The 18,103-nt window shown below is 71.9% G+C and carries 16 protein-coding genes; 7 read left to right on the forward strand and 9 right to left on the reverse strand.

All coding sequences use genetic code 11. The features are described 5' to 3' along the window. The first annotated feature begins 80 nt into the window (after nucleotides 1-80). From SMA5143A_RS17065 to SMA5143A_RS17085, 5 genes are all read left to right on the forward strand, one after another. The gene (locus tag SMA5143A_RS17065) at nucleotides 81-1,133 is read left to right on the forward strand and encodes a sugar ABC transporter substrate-binding protein (RefSeq protein WP_107463769.1); all 1,053 of its coding nucleotides are present in this window, start codon (nucleotides 81-83) and stop codon (nucleotides 1,131-1,133) included. Between the two features lie 52 nt (nucleotides 1,134-1,185). Then, nucleotides 1,186-2,814 (forward strand): sugar ABC transporter ATP-binding protein, encoded by a 1,629-nt coding sequence (locus SMA5143A_RS17070; protein WP_107463770.1) that lies wholly within the window; start codon nucleotides 1,186-1,188, stop codon nucleotides 2,812-2,814. A gap of 2 nt (nucleotides 2,815-2,816) precedes the next feature. Further along, entirely contained in the window at nucleotides 2,817-3,857 is a 1,041-nt protein-coding gene (locus tag SMA5143A_RS17075; protein ID WP_107463771.1) for an ABC transporter permease, read from the forward strand. Between the two features lie 2 nt (nucleotides 3,858-3,859). Then, nucleotides 3,860-4,558 (forward strand): FadR/GntR family transcriptional regulator, encoded by a 699-nt coding sequence (locus SMA5143A_RS17080; protein ID WP_107463772.1) that lies wholly within the window; start codon nucleotides 3,860-3,862, stop codon nucleotides 4,556-4,558. Nucleotides 4,559-4,780: 222 nt separating this feature from the next. Then, on the forward strand, nucleotides 4,781-5,023 hold the full coding sequence (locus SMA5143A_RS17085) for a hypothetical protein (protein ID WP_240496255.1): 243 nt from the start codon (nucleotides 4,781-4,783) through the stop codon (nucleotides 5,021-5,023). A 79-nt stretch (nucleotides 5,024-5,102) separates the two neighbouring features. On the opposite strand, the gene SMA5143A_RS17090 is transcribed toward SMA5143A_RS17085, so the two are convergent. From SMA5143A_RS17090 to SMA5143A_RS17115, 6 genes are all read right to left on the reverse strand, one after another. Next, on the reverse strand, nucleotides 5,103-6,350 hold the full coding sequence (locus SMA5143A_RS17090) for an MFS transporter (RefSeq protein ID WP_107463773.1): 1,248 nt from the start codon (nucleotides 6,348-6,350) through the stop codon (nucleotides 5,103-5,105). 53 nt (nucleotides 6,351-6,403) lie between these two features. Next, nucleotides 6,404-7,552, reverse strand: a complete 1,149-nt coding sequence (locus SMA5143A_RS17095; protein ID WP_107463774.1) for an ArsR/SmtB family transcription factor — start codon at nucleotides 7,550-7,552, stop codon at nucleotides 6,404-6,406. A gap of 256 nt (nucleotides 7,553-7,808) precedes the next feature. Continuing rightward, nucleotides 7,809-8,828, reverse strand: a complete 1,020-nt coding sequence (locus SMA5143A_RS17100; RefSeq protein ID WP_107463775.1) for a hemolysin family protein — start codon at nucleotides 8,826-8,828, stop codon at nucleotides 7,809-7,811. After that, nucleotides 8,825-10,165, reverse strand: coding sequence for a hemolysin family protein (locus SMA5143A_RS17105; RefSeq protein ID WP_107463776.1), 1,341 nt, complete (start codon nucleotides 10,163-10,165; stop codon nucleotides 8,825-8,827). Before SMA5143A_RS17105 ends, SMA5143A_RS17100 begins: the two co-directional genes overlap by 4 nt. A 173-nt stretch (nucleotides 10,166-10,338) precedes the next feature. Further along, nucleotides 10,339-11,391 (reverse strand): hemolysin family protein, encoded by a 1,053-nt coding sequence (locus SMA5143A_RS17110; protein ID WP_107463777.1) that lies wholly within the window; start codon nucleotides 11,389-11,391, stop codon nucleotides 10,339-10,341. Further along, entirely contained in the window at nucleotides 11,388-12,728 is a 1,341-nt protein-coding gene (locus SMA5143A_RS17115) for a hemolysin family protein (protein WP_107463778.1), read from the reverse strand. Before SMA5143A_RS17115 ends, SMA5143A_RS17110 begins: the two co-directional genes overlap by 4 nt. A 338-nt stretch (nucleotides 12,729-13,066) precedes the next feature. Between SMA5143A_RS17115 and SMA5143A_RS17120 the strand changes: the two genes are divergently transcribed. Then, nucleotides 13,067-14,056: a sporulation protein gene (locus tag SMA5143A_RS17120; RefSeq protein WP_107463779.1), complete on the forward strand. Its 990-nt coding sequence runs from the start codon at nucleotides 13,067-13,069 to the stop codon at nucleotides 14,054-14,056. A gap of 74 nt (nucleotides 14,057-14,130) precedes the next feature. On the opposite strand, the gene SMA5143A_RS17125 is transcribed toward SMA5143A_RS17120, so the two are convergent. From SMA5143A_RS17125 to SMA5143A_RS17135, 3 genes are all read right to left on the reverse strand, one after another. Further along, nucleotides 14,131-15,060 (reverse strand): M56 family metallopeptidase, encoded by a 930-nt coding sequence (locus tag SMA5143A_RS17125; RefSeq protein WP_107463780.1) that lies wholly within the window; start codon nucleotides 15,058-15,060, stop codon nucleotides 14,131-14,133. A gap of 6 nt (nucleotides 15,061-15,066) precedes the next feature. Continuing rightward, on the reverse strand, nucleotides 15,067-15,456 hold the full coding sequence (locus tag SMA5143A_RS17130; protein ID WP_107463781.1) for a BlaI/MecI/CopY family transcriptional regulator: 390 nt from the start codon (nucleotides 15,454-15,456) through the stop codon (nucleotides 15,067-15,069). 246 nt (nucleotides 15,457-15,702) lie between these two features. Further along, complete coding sequence (locus SMA5143A_RS17135) at nucleotides 15,703-17,094, reverse strand: pyridoxal phosphate-dependent decarboxylase family protein (RefSeq protein ID WP_107463782.1); 1,392 nt, start codon at nucleotides 17,092-17,094, stop codon at nucleotides 15,703-15,705. Between the two features lie 102 nt (nucleotides 17,095-17,196). Here SMA5143A_RS17135 and SMA5143A_RS17140 point away from each other — a divergent pair, with 102 nt between their 5' ends. Then, nucleotides 17,197-17,667, forward strand: a complete 471-nt coding sequence (locus SMA5143A_RS17140) for an Lrp/AsnC family transcriptional regulator (RefSeq protein WP_055711571.1) — start codon at nucleotides 17,197-17,199, stop codon at nucleotides 17,665-17,667. Nucleotides 17,668-18,103: the final 436 nt, after the last annotated feature.

The following is an 18,103-nucleotide window of genomic DNA, read 5'->3' on the forward strand; positions in this document are numbered from 1 at the left end:
CTCCCCTCCCCGCCCCTCCCATCGGTCCGCGCATGCCCTCAGGGGGCTTCCCCCATCCTGGCTAAGGAGAGAACCCGGCCATGAAGTTCGCTCGCACCCGCTCCACCGCCGTAGCGGCCTGTGCCGTCGCTGCCCTCGGTCTGCTCACCGCGTGCAACCGCGACAGCTCCTCCACCTCGGCGGGCTCGGGCGGTGACAAGCCCGCCATCGGCATCGACCTGCCGCGGTCCGACTCGGACTTCTGGAACTCCTACGCGGACTACATGAAGAAGGACATCAAGACCGAGGGCGTCAACGCGCTGCCGCTCAGCAACTCGCAGAACGACGTCACCAAGCTCGTCGCCAACGTGCAGGTCTTCCAGAACACCGGCGCCAAGGCCGTCGTCATGGCCCCCCAGGACACCGGCGCCATCGCCTCCACCCTCGACACCCTCGCGTCGAAGAAGATCCCCGTGGTCAGCGTCGACACCCGGCCCGACAAGGGCGACGTCTACATGGTGGTCCGCGCCGACAACCGCGCGTACGGCACCAAGGCGTGCGAGTTCCTCGGCGAGCAACTCGGCGGCAAGGGCAAGGTCGCCGAACTCCAGGGCGCGCTGGACTCCATCAACGGCCGCGACCGCTCCGAGGCCTTCGCCGCCTGCATGAAGGAGAAGTTCCCCAAGATCAAGGTCTTCGAGCTGCCCACCGACTGGAAGGGCGACGTGGCCTCCGCCAAGCTGCAGAGCCTGCTCGCGCAGCATCCCGACCTGAACGGCATCTACATGCAGGCCGGCGGTGTGTTCCTCCAGCCCACGCTGGCCCTGCTGGAGCAGAAGGGGCTGCTGAAGCCGGCCGGCCAGAAGGGCCACATCTCGATCATCTCCAACGACGGCATACCGCAGGAGTTCGACGCCATCCGCAAGGGCCAGATCGACGCCACCGTCTCCCAGCCCGCCGACCTCTACGCCAAGTACGCGCTGTACTACGCCAAGGCGGCCGCCGAGGGCAAGACCTTCGAGCCGGGCCCGACCGACCACGACTCCACCATCATCAAGATCCCGGGCGGGCTGGAGGACCAGCTGCCCGCCCCGCTGGTGACCAAGGACAACGTGGACGACAAGACCCTCTGGGGCAACACCGTCGGCTCGTGACCGGCCCGACCGGAGACCCCTCGTACGCACCCGACGAAGGACGGTACTGACCATGGCGGACACCGCGACCGCCCCGGCGAACGGCGGCGGGCCCGCGGCCGGCCGGAACCCCGCTCCGGTGGCCGAGGCCACCGGGATCACCAAGAGGTTCGGCGCGACCGTCGCCCTGCGTGACGCCCGTATCACCGTCGCCGCGGGCGAGTCGCACGCACTCGTCGGCCGCAACGGCGCCGGCAAGTCGACGCTCGTGTCCATCCTGACCGGCCTCCAGCACGCCGACACGGGCACCCTGCGCTTCTCCGGCGCACCGGCGCCCGCCGTCGGCGACATCGACGCCTGGCGCTCACGGGTCGCCTGCGTCTACCAGAAGTCGACGATCATCCCGGACCTGACCGTCGCCGAGAACCTCTTCCTGAACCGGCAGAGCGCCGGGCCGCTGCAGCCGATCCGCTGGAAGCAGCTGCGGCGGCGGGCGGAGGAACTGCTCGGCGAGTACGGCGTGGACGTCGACGCCGCCGCGCGAGCGAAGGACCTCACGGTCGAACAGCGGCAGTTCGTGGAGATCGCCCGGGCCCTGTCGTTCGGGGCGCGCTTCATCATCCTCGACGAGCCGACCGCGAAGCTCGACGCCCGCGGCATCAACCGGCTGTTCGACAAACTCCGCGACCTCCAGCGGCAGGGCGTGGCGTTCCTGTACATCTCGCACCACCTCCAGGAGGTGTACGACCTGTGCGCCACGGTCACCGTCTACCGCGACGCGGCGCACATCCTGACCGCGCCCGTCGCGGAACTCGGCCACCGGGCGCTCGTGGAGGCGATGACCGGGGAGTCCACCACGACCGCCGCGGAGACCGTGGAGAACCGGGGCCCGGTCGCGTCCGACTCCGCCGAACTCCTGGTCGTGCGCGGGCTCACCCTGCCCGGCGCCTGCCGGGACCTGTCGCTGACCGTGCGGGCCGGTGAGGTCGTCGGCCTGGCCGGCGCCACGGCCAGCGGCAACGTACGGGTCGGCGAGGCCATAGCCGGCCTGCACCCCGCCGAGGAGGGCACCGTCTCGGTCGGCGGCCGGCGCGTCCGCACCGGAGACGTCCCCTCGGCGCTCGCCGTGGGCGTCGGCCTGGTCCCCGAGGACCGGCATCTGCAGGGCCTGGTGAACGACCGCAGCGTGGCGGAGAACGCGACGCTCACCGTCACCGACCAGCTCGGCCCGTACGGCACCGTGCTGCCGGCCCGTACCCGGGTCTTCGCGCAGCGCATGATCCGGGCCCTCGACATCAAGACGCCGGGGGCGGCGACCCCGGTCTCCGCCCTCTCCGGAGGCAACCAGCAGAAGGTCGTCGTGGCCCGCGCGCTGGCCACCGACCCCAGGGTGCTGGTGGCGATCCGGCCCACCAACGGCGTGGACGTCAAGTCCAAGGAGTTCCTGCTGCGCCGGATCCGCGAGGTCGCGGACGGCGGGAAGGCCGCGCTGATCGTCTCCGACGAGCTGGACGACCTCCGGGTGTGCGACCGGGTCGTCGTCATGTTCCACGGCCGTACGGTCGCCGAGTTCGACCGCGGCTGGACGGACGAGCAGGTGGTCGCCGCCATGGAGGGCGTGGCCGGCCGGACCGGAACGTCCGACGAGAACGGGACCGACCGCACCGCAGCATCCGACACCACCGAAGATCACGGAAGGTAGCCATGTCCGCCACCACTGATGTCACCGACCCCGCAGCGGGCGTGGCACGGGAGACCGCGGGCGGCAAGCGCCGCGGGCTCGACCTCGGTCGCTTCCGTGAGCTGTCCCTGGTCCCCGCCATCCTCGTGCTGGGCCTGATCGGCTTCATCGTCTCCCCGGCCTTCCTGACCGCCGACAACCTGATCGGTGTGGCCCAGCAGTCCACCGAGCTGAGCCTGCTGGTCCTGGCCACCGCCCTGATCCTCATCGCCGGACGGATGGACCTGTCGCTGGAGTCCACCATCGGCGTGGCCCCGGTGATCGCCGTCTGGCTGGTCCTGCCGACCAGCGGCGCCCGGTTCACGGGGCTCGGGCTGCTCCCGGAGTGGACGGCCGTCCCGCTCTGTCTGCTGGTGGGCGTGGTGATCGGGGCCGTCAACGGCTTCCTGATCCTGAAGCTCCGCCTCAACGGGTTCATCGTCACCCTCGGCATGCTGACGATGCTGCGGGGCCTCCAGGTCGCCCTCTCCGAGGGCCAGTCCATCGTCGAGCTCCCCTCCTCGTTCACTTATCTGGGCAAGGCGTCGTGGCTGGGCGTACCGGCCGCGATCTGGATCTGCGTGGTGCTGTTCGCGGCGGGCGGCAGCGCGCTGGCCTGGCTGCGGCACGGCCGGGCGCTGTACGCGATCGGCGGCAACGCGGAGGCCGCGCGCACCGCCGGCATCAGGGTCGACCGGATCGTGTGGATGGTGCTGGTCCTCGGCAGTGTGCTGGCCGCGTTCGCCGGCATCCTCTACAGCGGGCACTACGGGTCGATCTCGGCCACCCAGGGCAGCGGCTGGATCTTCCAGGTGTTCGCCGCGACCGTCATCGGCGGGGTGAGCCTGAACGGCGGCAAGGGCTCCGTGTTCGGCGCGCTCACGGGTGTGCTGACGCTGCAACTCGTCGTCAACGTGATGACGTTGGCGGGTGTGCCGCCGCTGTGGAACCAGTTCCTCAACGGAGCGATCATCATCGTCGCGCTGATCATCTCCCGCTTCGCCTCGGGCGAGAAGCAGGAGTAGCCGTGGCTCTGACGGACGAGGCGATGGACAAGATCAAGGCGATGATCGTCGCCGGTGAGCTCGCGCCGGGCTCCCGGCTCCCCAAGGAGGAGGTCCTCGCCGGCCAGCTCGGTCTGTCCCGCAGTTCACTGCGGGAGGCGGTGCGGGCGCTGACCGCCATGCGGATCCTGGTCACCCGGCAGGGCGACGGCACCTACGTCTCCAGCCTGGAGCCCCATCTGCTGCTGGAGTCGCTCTCCTTCGCCTCGGACGTCTCCCAGGGGCAGACGGCCCTGCAACTGCTCCAGGTACGGCGGCTGCTGGAACCGCAGGCGACGGGGCTGGCCGCCGCGTTGCTCACCGCCGACGACCTCCGGGAGCTGGGGTCCGTCCTGGAGCGGTCCCGGGCCGCGGCGACGGTGGAGGAGTTCGTCGCCCACGACATCCTGTTCCATCTGCGGATCGTCGAGGCGGTCGGCAACCCGGTGCTGTCCATGCTGCTGCGGGTGCTGTCCACCCGCACCCAGCGGGCCCGTATCGTCCGGGGCACCCGCACCGAGCGTGCCGTGGAGCACGCCCACCGGGAGCACGACGAGATCCTCCGCGCCCTACGGACCCGTGACGCCCAGCTGGCGGTCTCCGCGGCCACGGTGCACGTGGCCGCGGTCGAGCAGTGGCTGGCCGCCGGGCTCGTCGACGATCCCCTCTGCGCGGAGGACTGACCTCACAGGTCGGCGGCTTCCACCACGTCGCCGAGGTCCACGAACGGGAAGCCTGCGCGTGGGCAGACGCGATCTGGCCGTGCCGTGACCAACGCCCCGTGGGGCCCGCCGTCGCGCCCCGGTGCGCCCTCACCGAGGGCCGGATCGGCCGCTGGTTTTCCGTACCGCCCTCGGCACGGGGCGCACGGCGGACCTATCGTGTAAGAAGCACAGTTTCGCCCCGTGCTGCTCCTGCCCTCCGCGGGGGACCCCATGAAGGTCGAACTGGTTCAACAGGCCGCCGACGCACTGTTCGACGTCCCGGACACCGTCCACGAGGAGATCGTGGCCCTCATCGAGGCGGTGGCCGAGGAACCGAGGATCCAGGTCAGGGAGCTGGCCGCGGTGTTCGGTGACTGGTGCTGGCTCGTCTACACGGTCCACGGCGACGTGATCGAGGTGCTGGACGTCGGCTGCGCCCGCTGACGCGGACCAGGGCCGTGAAGCCGGAGGGGCAGAAGGTGCGTTCCGTCGCGGGGCGCTCCACGCCGGTGTGCGCACCGGCTCACCGCGCCGTCTCGGCGGCGACCCCGGGCTGCTCGCCCGTCCCCGGAAGGGTGTCAGCCGTGCCGGGGCGGTCCGCGCCGAACCGCCTCAGGACGATTGCGGCCGTCGTGGCCAGGAGGACGAGGGCGACGCCCGAGAGGACGAAGGCGTGGGCCGCTCCGACGAGGCTGATGGCGCTGGAGGCCACGAAGGGCGAGACCGTCAGGGCACCGGCGATGCCGGCCTCCCACAGGCCGAGCGCCTTCGCGAGATGGCGGTCGGGGACGCGCCGCTGCACCAGCGCGATCAGCGGGATGTCGGAGAGAGCCGAGGCCAGCCCCGTCGCGGCCAGGAGGAGGGCCGCGACCGCCGTGGAGGTGAGGGTTCCCAGCGGGGCGCGGAAGATCCCGAGCACGGCCCAGGCCAGCACCGCCGCCAGGGCCGGCCGGCGGATCGGCAGCCTGGCCAGCAGCAGGGCGCCTGCCACCTCGGCCACGCCGGCGACGCCCAGCAGCAGCCCGTACTGGCCGCCCTGTCCCACGACGGTCACCAGACCCACCGTCAGGAACCCGTTGGCCAGCGCCAGTGCGAGCACGAAGGTCACGATGACGACCAGGACGTCTGGGGCGGCGCGCACGGCCTTCAGGCCCGCCGCGAGATCGGACCACAGGCCCGTCCGTTCGCCGGCCGGTGCGGGGCGCCGGACGCGGAGGCCCGCGAGGGCGGCCGCCGACGCCAGGAACGTCAGGCCGTTGACCACCAGCGCCCACTGGAGCGAAGCGTGGTCGAGCAGCGGCGCCAGCATCAGCGGGCCCACGAAGAAGGCGGCCCTAAAGGCCACTTGGAGCAGGCCGTTGGCCTGCTGGAGGGCTTCGGCGGGCACGATCTGCGGGACGATGGCGTTGCGGGCGGGGGCGAACGGGGCGCCGAGCAGCGCCAGCAGTGCCGTGGTCGCCACCAGGACGGGCAGGTTCAGCAGCCCGAGGTACAGCAGGACGGCGCCCGCGGCGACCACCACGACCCGGGCCAGATCGGTGGCGATCATCAGCTTCCGTCGGTCATAACGGTCGGCGTACGAGGCGACGACGAAGGTGGCGAGGAACGCGGGCGCGAAGGCGGAGACGCCCACGAGGGCGACGGCGGCCGGGTCCTTCGTCAGGGTCCAGGCCAGCCAGGCGGTCGAGGCGGTGTAGAGGCCGTCGCCGAAACGCGATACGCCCTGGCCGACGAAGAGAAGGAGGAAGTCGCGGTCTCTCAGCAGTGACATGGCGCCCACTGTCGGCCCGCCGCCCGGTGGTGATCCACTTATTAGGCAGATGGCTAATCACTGGTGGCCGGTCGCTCCGGCCGGTGGTCGTCGGGGTCGTCGTCGCGGCGCAGGAAGCTCTCCAGTCCGGGTGTGAGGCCCGCCACCTGACCGGGCACGAGCCGGTACAGGACGTAGTAGCCCTCGCGTCGGCGCTCCAGCAGGCCGGCGTCGGCCATCACCCGCAGATGTTTCGACAGCGCGGCCTCGCTCACGCCCACGAGCGGCGCCAGTTCCTGGGTGCTGCGGGGGCGTTCGGCGATGAGCCGCAGGGCGCGCAGGCGGGTGTCGTCGGCGAGGGCCCGCAGGATCCCGACGAGCCGGGCCGGTGGGATGCGCGGGCGGGCCTCCCTGGCGATGGAGGAGACGGGGAAGACCAGGCCGAGGGGCCACGGCCCGTCGCAGTTCACCCGGACGTGGGGCCAGACGTAGGTGCTCGGGGCGAGGAGGAGTGTGTCGTCCTGGCCGATGACGACCTCATGCTCGTGGGGGCGCTCCAGCCAGAACCGCTCGGCCCGGTGGTCGCTGCGTACCTCGGGCCACAGGCCGCGGAGCATCCCGTACAGGCCGCTGCGCGCGATCTGCTGTCCCGCCTCACTGACACCGGCGGCCAGATCGGGCTCGATCCGGGCCCATTCGTCCTCGAACGCCTCGCGCCAGTAGCCCTCCAGCATGTCCAGGAACCGCTCCAGCAGGGCGCGGGGGTCGTCCAGGAGCATCGCGGCCATCGCGGGGTCGCTGTCCCGCAGGGCCAGGGCGCGCAGCCGTTCGCGGAGGTCCGGACGGTGCAGCAGCCGCGGGTCCCGGCCCCCGCCGTCGTCGTCCGGCCAGGGGGTGAGCAGGGGGATGGCGAACTCCAGGCGGATCAGGTCCGGGTCCGCCGTGCGCAGGGCCGCCAACTCCTCCCGGAAGTCCCGCAGTCCGCCGGTGGGGCGGGGGAAGAGGAACTCGGGGAAGTACGAGCGGACCGCGTACGCGAACGCCTCGATCTCCCTCTTCAGCGCGGGTGACAGTCTCCGCATCGCGCGCACCCAGCCGTGCTGGACGGGATGGTGTTTCGGCTCCACCAGGACATGGAGACTGAGGACGGCTTCCATCGCCGGCGAATAGGCGAAGCCCACCCGCTCGGCCCCGTCGGCGGGCACCCGGAACACGATCGTCATGACCCGTCATCCTCGTCGTGCGGCCCCGCAGGTCAACCGGACACGCCCCGGCGGCGTGGGCGTGCGCCCTCCCGTCCGGCGAACGCCGCACCGGCGCGTTCGACTTCTCGGATTTCGTTCGCAAGACCGGCCAGACGTCAGGGGTGAGGTGAACGAGGCGTCAACACTTCTCGCACGACGAACGCCCTGGCCCGCTCTCGTAGTTGGGCCAGGGCGTCCGGGTGCCGGGTGGTCCGCGCTCGGACCGCCGGTCGTGTCAGACCACTCGTGGTTGCAGATAGCGGGCCAGCAGGTCGTCGAGGCTGACCAGTGCGGTCGGGTGGCCGGTGTCGTCACAGATGACGGCGAGGGAGGCGCGGTTCCTGCGGAGTACCTCGATCGCGTCGGCCACCGTGGTGTCCTCGGTCAGCTCGGGGACGGGCCGGGCGAGCGTACGGGCCGTGGCGGTCCGTCCCCTGGCCCGGGCCACCAGCGCGTCACGGGCGTGGACCGAGCCGAGAACGGTGCCGCGGTCGCGGACCAGGAGCCGGGTGCGGTCGTGGGCGGCGGCGGTGCGCAGGATGTCCTCGGTGTCGGCGTCCGCGTCGACCGAGGTGATCTCGGCCGCCGGGACGGCGAGCTCGCCCACCGGGGTCTCGGGTTCGGTCAGCGAGCGGGTGATCAGCTCCGAGTCCGTCTCCGTGATGAGGCCGAGCCGCTGCGACTCCTCGACGAGATGGGTGAGCTGCTCACGGTTGTGGACCGAGGCCAGCTCGTCGCGCGGGGTGACCCGGCACAGACGCACCAGCGCGTTGCTGACGCGGTTGAGCAGTCCGATCAGTGGACGTACGGCCTTGACCACGGCCCGGAAGGGTGGGGCCAGCAGCATCGCCGAGCGCTCGGGGTGGGCGATGGCCCACGACTTGGGTGCCATCTCACCGACCACCATGTGCAGGAACACCACCACGACCATCGCGAACACGAACGCCACGCCGTAGCTGAGCGCGCTGGGCAGGCCCAGGTCGTGCAGCAGCGGGTCGAGCTCGTGGGAGATGGCGGGCTTGGAGACCGAGCCGAGACCCAGGGTGCACACGGTGATGCCGAGCTGGGCGCCGGCCAGCATCAGGGACAGCTCGCGCATCCCGGCGAGCGCCGCCCCGGCGTCCCTGCGGCCCTCCGCCACGGCCTTCTCCACGCGGTGCCGTTTGGCGGCGACCAGCGCGAACTCGGCGGCCACGAAGAATCCGCTGCCGATCAGCAGCAGCACGGTGACGAAGAGCGCCATCGGGAAACTCATGCCTGCTCCTCAAGCTCACGCGCGGGCAGCCGTTCGATGCGGACCCGGTCCGGCACATGCCGGTCGAGCGTGCGTACGTCGATCACCGCGCGCCCGCCCTCGGGCAGCTCCACGGTGAGACGGTCACCGATGGCCGGGAAGCGGCCGAGGCGGTCCACGACGAGCCCGGCGACGGTGTCGTAGTCGTCCTCCTCGGGCAGTCGGACGCCGGTGGCGTCGGCGATCTCGTCGAGTCGGCGTCCCGCGTCGACCAGCCAGCCCGCGCCGTCGGCTACGGCGGGTTCCACGACGGTGTCGGACTCGTCGGCGATGTCCCCGACCAGTTCCTCGGCGATGTCCTCGTAGGTCACGATGCCCGCGACGCCGCCGTGCTCGTCGAGGACGACGGCGAACTCGTCGTCCTGCTCCCGCATCCGCGTCACCGCGTCCGGCAGGGGCAGGGTGTCCGGCAGGACGAGCGGGCGGCGGGCGAGGGCGCCCGCGGTGGTGGCGGTGAGGTCCGCGGCGGGTGTGCTCATCAGCTCCCGCACGCCCAGGACGCCGGTGACGTCGTCCGGGTGGTCGCCGAGGACCGGGTAGTTGGAGTGGCCGTACTTCGCGATCAGCTCGACCGCCTCGGCCGCGGAGGCGTCCACGCGGACGAACACCGCGTCGACCCGCGGCACCATCACCTCGTCCAGTGTCCGCTCGGAGAACTCCAGTGCGTGGTCGAGGAGTTCGGCGGTGTCCTTGGGCAGTTCGCCCCGCTCGTGGGACTCGCCGACGAGGTGGCCCAGCTCCTCCAGCGTCGCGCCGTGGTGCAGTTCCTCGACGGGCTCGATGCCGACCCGGCGCAGCAGCTTGTTCGCGGCGCTGTCGAAGACGTGCACCACCGGGCCCACGACCCTCAGATAGGCGAGGGTGGAGGCGGCCAGCGACTTCGCGAGGCGCTCCGGGACGGCGATCGCGAGGTTCTTCGGGGCCAGCTCGCCGAGCACCATCTGCACGACGGTCGCGAGGACGAAGGCGAGCACGACGGAGATGCCGCCGACCGCGCCCTCGGGGATGCCGACGCCGGTCAGGGCGGGCTCCAGCAGCGCCGACACGGACGGCTCGGCGATGAAGCCGACGACCAGACCGGTGACGGTGATGCCCAGCTGCGCGCCGGACAGCATGAACGACAGCCGCTCCAGCACCTTCAGGGCGCGGGCCGCCCGTCGGTCGCCCGCCTCCGCCTCACGCGCGAGGGCGAGGCGGTCGACGGAGACGTACGCGAACTCCTGGGCGACGAAGTAGCCGGTGCCGGCGGTCAGGACGAGCACGGCCAGCAGGCCGAGCACGGCGTTCACGGCACTCATCGGACACCACCCCGCCGTGTGCCGTGGCCGAGACGGTCGGCTCTGTCTCGGCGGGGTGGTCGGGGACTGTGCCCCGGGGAGTCCGTCAGGTCGGCGGACGCGGACACGGGCTTGCTCCTTGTGTCGATGTGCTCAGTGAACGATTCTGACCGGATCGGTGTTCCCGGGCCTGCTCAGCCCCGCTTCGGCGAGGCGTCCGAGGACGTCCCGCCCGGCCGTGCCGGGCCGACCAGTTCGGACAGGACGTCCTCCATGGTCACGAAGCCGAGGACCGTGCCCGTCCCGCCGGTGACGGCGGCGAGGTGGCTGCCGTCGGCGCGCAGGGCGGTGAGGGTGTCGTCCAGCGGGGTGTCGATGCGGACCCGGGTGACCGGGTGGAGGGTGCCGGGCGGGAACGGCTGGTTCCGGTCGGCGAGGCCCAGGGTGTCCTTGATGTGCAGATAGCCCAGGAGGTCGCCGCCGGGCCCGGTGACCGGGAAGCGGGAGTAGCCCGCCGCGGCGGCGGTGCGTTCCAGTTCGGCCGGGGTGACGGTGTGGCCGACGGCGCGCATCCGCGGGGCGGGGACGAGGATCTCGCCGACCGGGCGGGTGCCCAGTTCCAGGGCGTCGCGCAGCCGCTCGCCGTCGGCGGGCGAGAGGAGTCCGGCCTCGCTGGAGTCGAGCACCATCCGGGCGAGCTGGTCGTCGGTGAACGCCGACTCGACCTCGTCCTTCGGTTCCACGCGCAGCAGCTTCAGCAGGGCGTTGGCGAAGGCGTTGATCCCGAAGATCACCGGCCGCAGGGCCCGGGTGAGCGCGACCAGCGGCGGGCCGAGGAGCAACGCGGTGGGGACCGGTGCGGCCAGGGCGATGTTCTTCGGGACCATCTCGCCGATCAGCATGTGCAGATAGGTGGCCAGGGTGAGCGCGACGACGAACGCGACGGGGTGCACCAGGCCGTGCGGGACATGGGCCACCTCGAACGCGGGTTCCATGAGGTGGGCGATGGCGGGTTCGGCGACGGCACCGAGCACCAGGGAGGACGCGGTGATGCCGAGCTGGGCCGTGGCCATGAGGGCGGAGAGGTGGCGCAGGCCCCACAGGGTCATCCGGGCCCGTGTGTCGCCCTGTTCGGCGCGCGGTTCGATCTGGCTGCGGCGTACGGAGATCAGGGCGAACTCGCCGCCGACGAAGAAGGCGTTGGTGAGCAGGGTCAGCGCGCCGATGGTGAGCTGCAACGCGGTCATCGGGCGGCCTCCGACCGTTCCCGGGCGGGCCGGGCCGTCGGTGCGGTGATACGGACGCGGTCGGCTCGGTGGTGGTCGACGTCGAGGACGTCCAGCGTCCAGCCGTCGTCCAGGTCCAGCGCGTCGCCCTTGGCGGGGATGCGGGCGAGTCGGGTGGCGACCAGCCCGGCCACGGTCTCGTACGGGCCGTCGGGCGCCGCCAGCCCTATCTCGCCGAGCCGCTCGACGCGGACCGAGCCGTCGGCCTCCCACACCGGGCGGCCGTCACCTGTCGCCCGGGCGGGCAGCAGGTCGGGGACCTCGACGGGGTCGTGCTCGTCGCGGACCTCGCCGACGACCTCCTCGACGATGTCCTCGACCGTCGCGACGCCGGCCGTGCCGCCGTACTCGTCGATGACGACGGCCATGGTGCGTGTCTCGCGCAGTCGCTCCAGCAGCCGGTCGGCGGTGAGGCTGTCGGGCACGAGCAGGGGTGCGGTGGTCAGCGCGGTGACCGGTGTGGCGGCGCGGCGGGCGGGCTCCAGGGCGAGCACGTCGCGGATGTGGACGGTGCCGATGACCTCGTCCAAGGTGTCGCGGTACACGGGGAAGCGGGACAGGCCGGTGGCATGGGTGAGGTTGGCGGCGTCGGCGGCGGTCGCGTGCGCCTCCAGCGCCTTGACGTCGACCCGCGGCGTCATCACGTTCTCGGCGGTCAGCTCGCCCAGGTGCAGGGTGCGGACGAAAAGCTCGGCGGAGTCCGCCTCCAGGGCGCCCTCGGCTGCCGAGTGCCGGGCGAGCGCGACGAGTTCCTCGGAGGTGCGGGCGGAGGCCAGTTCCTCGGTCGGTTCCAGGCCGAAGCGGCGCAGGAAGCCGTTGGCCGTGCCGTTCAGATGGCGGATGAACGGGCCGAAGGCGGCGGTGAAGCCGCGCTGGGGGCCCGCGACGACCTTGGCCACGGCCAGCGGCCGGGAGATCGCCCAGTTCTTCGGCACCAGCTCACCCACCACCATCAGCACGACGGTGGAGAGGGCCACGCCCAGCACGGTCGCCGCCGACGGGGCGGCGCCGCCCAGCCCGATCGCCCGCAGGGGGCCTTCGAGGAGGGCCGCGAGGGACGGCTCGGCGAGCATGCCGATCACCAGCGAGGTGACGGTGATGCCGAGTTGCGCGCCGGACAGTTGGAACGTCAGCCGGCGTACGGCCTTCAGGGCGCCTTCGGCGCCGCGCTCCCCCGCCTCGACCGCGCGTTCCAGCTCGGCGCGTTCGACGGTGGTCAGGGAGAACTCGGCCGCGACGAACAGCGCGCAGGCCAGGGTGAGGAGCAGAGCGAGCAGGAGCAGCAGGATCTCGGTCACCGCGCCACCCCCGCTCCGTCGTGCGGTCGGGGCACGCTGCGGCCGGTACTGGGAGGCTCACCCATCGGGGGTCTTCGGCTCCTTCGTCGCTCGGTGGTCGGGAATTCTTCGCAAGCTCCGTTCCCATAGTAAAGGGACGGCAAAACCCGCTGTTCGTGTCGTCACGGTCACATCTGCGACGGTTTTCGGACTTTCCTGTTCCGGATCCCGTGACGGCGCCTCGACGGGCGCTGTCGACCCTATGCTTCTACTCGCTTGTAGAACAACCGTGGTTCCCGGTTGTTCCGCGACGCATGACCGCATGACTTGGACGCACGAAAGAAGGAGTGAACGCCGCGATGGTGTTCAAACGGCTGCTCGGCACGCTCGGTCTGGGCGGACCCACGGTGGACACGGTTCTCGACCCGGGCCCGGCCCGGCCGGGCGGCAGCCTGTCGGGAGAGGTCCATCTCAAGGGGGGCGAGGCCGACTTCGAGATCGAGCACATCACCCTGGAGCTGGTGGCGCGGGTCGAGGCCGAGCACGAGGGAGGCGAGAGCGAGGGGACCGTTCCCTTCGACCGGTTCGTCGTCGGCGGAGGGTTCCGGCTCGCGGCGGGCGAGGAGCGCACGGTGCCGTTCAGCACGACGCTGCCGTGGGAGACCCCGATCAGCGAGCTGTACGGTCAGTCGCTGGGCATCGTCCTCGGCGTGCGCACGGAACTCGGGGTGGCCGGAGCGAAGGACAAGGGCGATCTCGACCAGCTCACGGTGACCCCGCTGCCCGTGCAGGAGGCGATCCTGGAGGCGCTGGGGCAGCTCGGCTGCGGCTTCCGGTCCGCGGACCTGGAGTACGGCCGCATCTCCGGCACGGGGCAGCAGCTGCCGTTCTACCAGGAGATCGAGATCACCCCGGCGCCCGCGTACGCGTCCCGGGTCAACGAGATCGAGCTGACCTTCCTGGCCACTCCGGGCGGTATGGAGGTCGTCCTGGAGGCCGACAAGCGCGGCGGGTTCCTCTCCGAGGGCGGTGACGCCGTCACCCGGTTCACCGTCGCCCACGACGGCGTCGAGCACCAGGACTGGACCGCCCTCGTCGACGGCTGGATCCGGCGGCTGGTGGAGAGCAGGCCCGCGTACGGCTCCCCCGCCGGGTACGCCCCCGAGGGCCACTACGGCCACACCGGGCACCACGAGGAGGGGCACCGCTCCGGCCCCGGCATGGGCACCGCCGTGGCAGCGGGGGCGGCCGGTCTGGCGGTCGGTGTCGTCGGCGGGATGGTCGCCGCCGAAGTGGTCGACGAGGTCGGGGACTTCTTCGAGGGCGACGAGGAGGAGGACGAGGGCTGACGCCCCTCAGGCGCCGGACGACGGGCCGGCTCCCCTCGGGGGGCCGGCCAAGCGCGCGCAACGGCCGCCGGCGCTCACAGTGGTGTCGCCGCGTGCAGGATGAGGGCCATGGTGACCGCGGAGTTCGCGGAGGACAGGGCGGAGACCGCGGTGCCGGCGGCCGCGCCCCAGGTGGCGAGGCCCACGCTCGTGAACACCGGCGGCCAGCTGCGCGGCACCGGCTCCGGCGCCAGCAGCGCGGCCACCCTGCGCGGCACCGGGCCGGGCACGGCGAAACCCGCGAACGTCGGGGCCGGGGTGGAGCGGGAGACCAGCGCCGCCTTGCCTATGGCGCGGGCCACGGCCCGGCGGCTGCCGACCGACCGCGCGGCCTCCTCGTCCGCCCACCGCTCCACGGTGTACGACACGGCCGTGCACAGGGGCCGCAGGAACGGGTTGGCCCGCGCTGCCAGTTGCACGGCCAGCAGGAACCGGTGGTGCCGGGCGACGAGATGGGCGCGCTCGTGCGCGAACAGCGCCCGCCGCTCGGCCGGTTCCAGTCGGGCCAGCATGCCTGTGGTCGCCACCACCCGGTCGCGCCGCCCGGGAAGCGCGTACGCGTACGGCGTCTCGTCCGGCAGGACGGCGACCGCGGTGCCCGGCAGCCCCGCCAGGGCCCGGTGTGCGGCGCGGCGGGTGCGGCCGTGCCGCCACCCCGTCCGGGCGCAGGCCAACAGGACCGCGAGCAGCGCCGGGATGGCGAGCCTCCCGGCGACCTCGTCGTACGGGACCGCCGCACGGACCTCGGGGTCCGACCAGCCGTCGGGCAGGGGATTGCCCGGCAGCTGGGCGGTGCCGACGACCATCAGCAGTCCGAGCGAGACCGTGCTGCACGCCGCCATCACGGCGGCCACGCCGGTCAGCAACCGCGTGGTGGTCCTCGGGTGCAGCCGCTGCTCGGCGAGGCGGGCGATCGGCCATGCCGTGAACGGCAGGACGAGCGGTAGAAAGACGAACAGCCCCATGAGGTCTCAGTCTTCCCCTTCGCCCCCCGCCTGCCCGAGCAGTTCTCTCAGGAGTCGCTCGTCGTCCGGCTCCAGGGAGGTGACGAAGCTGGCCAGGACCGCCTCACGGTCGCTCTGCCCGTCGAGCACCTTGCGCATCTTGTGCGCGGCCAGGCCCGCCTGGTCCGAGGCCGGCGTCCACACGAAGGACCGGCCGGCGCGCTCCCGGGTCACCGCGTCCTTGGCCAACAACCGGGTGAGGATCGTGATCACCGTCGTGTAGGCGAGGTCGCCGCCCAGACGTTCCTGGACCCAGCCGGCGCTCGCCGGGCCGTCCGCCTCGCGCAGGGCCGACAGAACGAGCGCCTCCAGCTCACCCTGGCCCCGCCGCGGGCCGCGCTGCCGCCGGTCCGTCACTCCTGGCCTCCCGTACGTCGCCTCTGCGTTCACTTTCACAGGCGTTCCATCGTATAGACGCCCTGCTCCGCGACGTCGACCGACGACTGGAGGGCCCCGGTAAGGACGCCTTGCGCTGAGCCCGGATTGACGATCAGGCGGGGCCGCAGCAGCGCTGACCAGCGCTGGACGAGATCGCCCGGAAGACGCCCTCCAACGCACCCCGTCAGCGCCCGGCCAGGCCCCACCCCCACCCCTCAACTCGCCCTAATGGAGCGTACGGAGGGTCTCGATGACCTCCCCCGCGTCGGTGTCCGGGTTCACGAAGGCCAGGCGGAGGACCGTCATGCCGTGCCACTGGGTCGGCACGCACAGCATCGCGCCCGTTTCTGCGGTGCGGGCGGACCAGGTCGCGTAGTCCTGCGGGCCCCAGCCCGGACGGTCGAAGAGGAGCACGGACAGCTCGGGTTCGACCAGCAGCCGGAGCCGGTCGTCGGCGCGGATGGCGTCGGCCACCAGGCGGCTGGTGGTGAGGGTCTGTTCCACGGCTCGCACGTACCGCTCGGTCCCGTGGACGGCGAGGCTGAACCAGAACGGCAGTCCGCGGGCCCGGCGGCTGAGGTGGAGCGCCAGGTCCGTCGGATTGTGGACCTCGCGGTCGATGGCGTCGAGATAGCTCGCCGTCTGGCTGTGCGCGGCGCGTGCCGGCGCGGGGTCGCGATACAGCAGCGCGCAACAGTCGTAGGGGGCGAACAGCCACTTGTGCGGATCGACGATGAAGCTGTCGGCGCGTTCGATGCCCGCGTAGCGGTGCCGCACGCTGGGCGCCGCCAGGCCCGCACCGCCGTAGGCGCCGTCGATGTGCAGCCAGACCTGGTGGCGCTCGCAGACGTCGGCGATGTCGTCGAGGTCGTCGATCAGACCGGCGTTGGTGGTGCCGGTGGTCGCCACCACGGCGAACACCCCGGTCGTGGAGGTGAGCACCGCGTTCACGGCGTCTCCGGTGAGGTGCCCCCGCCGGTCCACGGGTGCGGTGACGACGGTGACGTCCATCGCCCGGGCCGCGGATCTGATCGAGGAGTGGGCGCTGTCGGCGCACACGATCTTCCAGCCGTCCGTGGGCCGCGGCCTCGACGCGGCCGCGGCGGCGCGGGCCGTGATGAGCGCGGAGAGGTTGCCCATGGTGCCGCCGCTGACGAAGCATCCCGCCGCGGTGCTCGGCCATCCGAGCAGTCCGGTGAGCCAGGCCAGCGCCTCGTTCTCGGCGTGGATGGCGCCGGCTCCCGCCTCCCAGGTGCCCGCGAAGATGTTCGCCGCGCCGGTGACCGCGTCGAAGGCGAGCGCGGCACGGGTGGGGGCCGCGGGGATGTAGGCGAGGTTCGTCGACGCGCTCTGGCTGCGGGTGGCGGGCAACAGGACCCGGTCGAACAGTTTGATGGCCGCTTCGGCGCCGATCCCCCACGGGGTGACGGCCGCGCCGGCCGCGAGGGCGAGGTCGGCGGCGGGGCGGGCGCCCGACACCGGGTCCGGGTCCTCCGTGATGCGCCGCCACGCGTAGTCGATGGCGGCGTCGACGATCTCGGCCTCGTCGCCCCACACACGGTGGTCGGCTCGGGACTCCTTCTTCGCTGACGTGCTGTCGCGTTGCGCTTTTTGCATGGCGTGAACCTAAAAACGCCCACCGAAATGCGCAATATACGTCATGAAGGTTGAGCAGAATGCTCAATGGGACCTGGTCCGCGCCCTGTCATACTGAGCAGCATGCGACATGTCGACGACCTCGACGCCCGGATCCTCCTGGCGCTCGACGCGGATCCACGGGCCACGACGGTCGCCCTCGCGGACCGGCTGGGCCTCGCCCGGAACACCGTGCAGGCGCGCCTGAAGCGGCTGGAGGAGAGCGGTCTCCTCAGGGAGCACAGTCGGCGCGTGGCGCCGGCGGCCCTCGGTTATCCGCTGACGGCCCTCATCACGATGTCGATCAGCCAGCGCGTGGGGCAGCCGACGCAGGAGGCGATCCTGCGGATCCCCGAGGTGGTCGAGCTGCTCGTCACCACCGGCGACGGCGATCTGCTCGCCCGCGTCGTCGCGCGGGACACCACGGACCTGCACCGGATCACGAACCTGCTGCTGGAAGCACCCGGCGTGGTCCGGTCGAACACCACGATCGTGCTGCAGGAGGTACAGCCGTTCAGTGTCCGGTCGCTGCTGCGAAGGCACGCCGGGGACTGACCCAGCCGGTGCGCGCCACGATCGTGCTCAACGGGCCGATGCGGGGCCGGACGCGCACCTGGCCGGAGGAGACCCCCGCTGGCGACGGCTTCGAAAGGTGTCGCTACGCACTCTGGATACTTTCCGAACGAGGCCAGTCAGGGGCCGCCCGTGGGGCCAACGGCCCTCGGGTACCGCCGGGAGCGCAAGGAACCGGCCGGTACGGCCTGTTGACGTCCACCGAGACCGAACCGCCCGTCACTCGCGCTCCCGGTCACTGCGTGTCGGCGCTCCCGGCGGGGGTGGGGACTGCGGCATCTCTTCCGTCACAGCTGTGGCCCCGGCCACTGCTTCATGTTAATTTCTCCGCCGCTCATCGCGAAAGTTGCTCTGTCGAATCCATACCTGTGTCGGCCTCGGGCCGGCTCCACGTGTCGCACACCCCCACAACGGAAGG

It is taken from the genome of Streptomyces sp. MA5143a (assembly GCF_900290235.1).
GTDB lineage: Bacteria > Actinomycetota > Actinomycetes > Streptomycetales > Streptomycetaceae > Streptomyces.